Source organism: Intrasporangium chromatireducens Q5-1 (genome assembly GCF_000576575.1).
In the GTDB taxonomy this organism is placed as follows: Bacteria; Actinomycetota; Actinomycetes; order Actinomycetales; family Dermatophilaceae; genus Intrasporangium_A; species Intrasporangium_A chromatireducens.
Window position 1 is genome coordinate 1 of sequence record NZ_AWQS01000296.1, and the last position, 4006, is coordinate 4006.

Sequence of the window (4006 nt, forward strand, 5' to 3'; positions counted from 1 at the left end):
CACGCCCAGAACAACCGTCAACACCAGCATGATGCGCACCGCAGTCCACACCGTGCGGGCGGAACTGCGGGCAGAACCGTTCACGAGAAAGGCGTCCTTTCAATAACCGGGGAGGAGTCCGACGATCATGTCGATGAGCTTGATCCCGATGACGGGTACCAGCAGGCCGCCGACCCCATAGAACAGCAGGTTGCGGTTCAACGCGCGTGCGAGATTTGCCATCCGGTACGGCACGCCGATGAGCGCCAGCGGGATCAAGATCGCGATCACCACGACCCCGAAGATGACCGTGGACAAGATGGCAGAGGCAGGTGAGTGCAGGCCCAGGATGTTCAACGTGGCAAGGCCGGGGAACACACCGACGAACAGAGCCGGGAAGAGCGCCACGTAGCGCACTAGATCGTTGGCGATGTTGAAGGTCGTCAGCGCGCCGCGCGTCGCCATCTGCCGTCTACCGATGTCGATGATCTCCACCAGCTTGGTGGGGTCGTCGTCGAGGACGATCATGTTCGCCGCCTCTTTGGCAGCCGAAGTCGCGGTGTTCATCGCGACCCCGACATCCGCCTGGGCCAGCGCTGGGGCGTCATTGGTGCCATCGCCGCTCATCGCTACGAAGTGGCCTGCCGCCTGCTCCTGCTTGATGAGATTGAGCTTGTCCTCGGGGGTCGCGTCACCGAGATAATCATCGACGCCGACCTCTTTCGCGATCGCCGCAGCGGTCAACGGATTATCGCCGGTGACCATCAGGGTTCTGATTCCCAAGGCACGCAGTTGGCTGAGCCGGGCGGGAACGCCTTCCTTGACAACATCCTTGAGCTCAATGACCCCGAGAACCTGCCCTGGTCCACCTGCCCGCTTGACCGCGACCACCAACGGTGTTCCCCCGGCATGCGCGATCGCAGCGGTCTGTGAACGCAGTTCGTCCACCACATGACGTGTCTGCTGTGTGCCAACGTGCTTGAGCCAGCCCAGGATCGCCGACTCGGCGCCCTTCCGGACGCTGTTCCCATCGGGCAGGTCACGACCGGACATCCGAGTCTGGGCGCTGAACGGCACTCCCCTTCCCGCGTCCGGCGGGTCGTTGGCCGCGGTGAACCCGTGTCGATGCGCCAACTCCACCGTGGAAGTTCCCTCCGGGGTGGGGTCATCCCGCGATGACAGCTCTGCAGCCCACATCAGCTCGTCCATCGTGGCACCGGCGACCGGGGTGAAACGAGTAGCGCGGCGATCGCCTTGCGTGATCGTGCCGGTCTTGTCGAGTAGGACTGTCGTGATGTCCCCGGCGGTCTCGAGTGCATGGCCGGAGTCCACGAGCACATTGCGCTGCAGCAGCCGATACATACCGGCAATACCGGTGACCGACAGCAAGGCTGCGATTTCGGTCGGGATCAGACAGGTCACCAACGCGACCAAGACCGGGATGGACACGGGGCTCGCGACCGGTGAGACGACCGCGTTGAGAGTCAGCGCGATCAGGACGAAGGATACCGAGAACGAGGCCAGCAGCGCACTCAACGCGAGTTCATTCGGTGCTTTCTGCCGGCGAGCACCCTCGGCGAGCTCGATCATCCGGTCGACCTCGGTGTCCCCCAGGGGTGTCGTGACGCGCACCATGACCCGATCCGACAGCACCCGGGTGCCGCCGGTGACGGCAGAGCGGTCGCCGCCGGACTCGCGGATGACCGGCGCGGACTCCCCGGTGATTGCCGACTCGTCCACGGACGCGATGCCCCAGATAACCTCACCGTCTGCGGGAATCACGTCCCCGGTGGTCAAGACCACGATGTCGCCGGGCTGTAGCTCCGCGGAGTTCACGTCGCGGATGCTCGATCTGTGACCGCCCGCGTCGTTCTCCGAATCATAGTGATGCACACGATGTGCAGTGGTGCTCTCCCGGATGAGCCGGAGCGAACTCGTCCGCGCTCGCCCGCGCCCCTCGGCCAGCGACTCGGCGAGGTTCGCGGCAAGAAGGGTCAGCCACAGCCAGACGGCGATCGTCCAGGTGAAACCTGCGGGTAGCACGGTTCCGCCGGATGGTGCAGGCCCGCCGACGAACGGTTCGCCGATCGCGACGATGGTCGTCAGCGCAGCCCCGCACCACACGATGAACAGCACCGGGTTGCGTGCTTGTGACCTAGGGTTGAGTTTGCGAATCGTGCTCCCCAGCAAGGGGCGAATGGCCCGCCAGAGCATCCGGATTCGAGGCCAGACACGCCTGCCGGTGAAGCGTTGCACCGTTGATGCCATCGTCATCCCAGCCCCTCCGCCAGCGGACCCACCATCAGAACGGGGATGAACGTCGGGACCGCGACGAACACGATGACACCAACGAGCAGGGCCACGAACTGTGGTCGGTGCAGCGGCAGTTCGGTGGCGGTCGACGCGGCACGGTCTTGTGCCGCGAACGAGCCCGCCAACGCCAGCACCAAGGCGATCGGGACGAACCGGCCCAGCAGGATGATGACCCCCAGGGTGGTGTTGAGCCAGGGGGTGTCCGCACTGAACCCGGCGAACGCGGAGCCATTGTTGATGGCGGCGGAAACGAATGCGTACAGAACCTCGGACATGCCGTGCGCACCGGGATTGCCCATGCCCTCGGTCACTATCTCCTCGTGCACCGCTGGGATCGCCAGACTGATCGCCATCCCGGCCAGCGCGAGAGCCGGCATCACCAGGATGAACAGGCTTGCGAGCTTCACCTCGCGCACCCCGACGCGTTTGCCGAGAAACACCGGTGCCCGACCCAGCAGCAGCCCGGTCAGGAACACAGCGATCACGGCCATCACCAAGATCGTGTAGAGGCCGGCCCCGACGCCACCCGGCGAGACCTCACCGAGCATCATGTTGAGGATCGCGACCATCCCACCCAGCGCCGTGTAGGACCCGTGCATCGAGTTCGCCGCACCTCCGGAGGTTCCCGTGGTGGCAGTGGCGAACAGGGTCGATCCGATAATCCCGAACCGTTGCTCCTTGCCCTCCATCGCGCTTCCTGCCAACTCCGGAGCGGTACCCTTGCCGGCCAGCTCGAACGCGGTCACTAGCGTGAACACCACCACGAACAGCACGGCCATCGCCGCTGCGATCGCGTACCCCATGCGATGGTCGCCCACCATCCGCCCGAAGGTGCGCGGCAGGGAGAATGGGATGACTAGCAGCAGGAACACCTGGAACAGGTTCGCCCAGGGGGACGGGTTCTCGAACGGATGAGCCGAGTTCGCGTTGAAGAACCCACCACCGTTGGTGCCTAGCATCTTGATCGCCTCTTGCGAGGCGACCGGCCCGCCGGGGATCGTCTGGGGGCTGCCGGTCAGGGTGGTCACGTCGGTGAAACCGTTGAAGTTCTGGATCACCCCGCCTGCGAGTAGGACGAGCGCAGCCAGCACCGAGAACGGCAGCAGGATGCGCAGCGTCCCGCGCACCAGGTCCACCCAGAAGTTGCCGATGCTGCCGCCCCGGCGGTAAGCCAACCCGCGCACCAGCGCGACCGCGACCGCCATTCCCACGGCAGCCGACACGAAGTTCTGAACCGACAGGCCGGCCATCTGCACGAGGTAGCCGAGGGTCTGTTCGGGCGAGTAAGCCTGCCAGTTCGTGTTCCCCACGAACGACGCTGCGGTATTGAATGCGAGGTCTTCGCGGACCGGCGGCAGACCAAGCGAGTACGGCAGCAGATGCTGTGTGCGTTGCAGGAGATAGAGTCCGACCAGTCCCGCGCCGGAAAAGACCAGGACCGCACGCAGATACGCCTGCCAGGACTGTTCGCTGTCCGGATTCACACCTACCAGCCGGTACAGTCCCCGCTCGACCTTCCAGCTCTTAGGTGTCGTGAAGACCCACGCCATGTAGTCGCCCAGAGGGCGGTACGCCACGACGAGGAGGACACCCAGCGTCAACAGGGCGCAGATGGCGATAAGCCACTCCATCAGAACCGCTCCGGCGAGACCAATGCGAACACCAGATACACGATCGCCGCGACGGCCAGCGCCGCAGCCATCACCTCCACGAC

3 protein-coding genes are annotated in these 4006 nt (G+C 64.9%); all 3 read right to left on the reverse strand.

Annotation, left to right across the window (positions count from 1 at the left end):
* Window positions 1-99 precede the first annotated feature (99 nt).
* From kdpB to N864_RS19855, 3 genes are read right to left on the reverse strand one after another with little or no spacing between them, the layout of a single operon-like run.
* Window positions 100-2193 (reverse strand): potassium-transporting ATPase subunit KdpB, encoded by a 2094-nt coding sequence (gene kdpB, locus N864_RS19845; RefSeq protein WP_240474424.1) that lies wholly within the window; start codon window positions 2191-2193, stop codon window positions 100-102.
* A 56-nt stretch (window positions 2194-2249) separates the two neighbouring features.
* Entirely contained in the window at window positions 2250-3923 is a 1674-nt protein-coding gene (gene kdpA / locus N864_RS19850; protein ID WP_034721426.1) for a potassium-transporting ATPase subunit KdpA, read from the reverse strand.
* Complete coding sequence (locus N864_RS19855) at window positions 3923-3994, reverse strand: potassium-transporting ATPase subunit F (RefSeq protein ID WP_240474425.1); 72 nt, start codon at window positions 3992-3994, stop codon at window positions 3923-3925. The genes kdpA and N864_RS19855 overlap by 1 nt, the downstream gene beginning before the upstream one ends.
* Window positions 3995-4006: the final 12 nt, after the last annotated feature.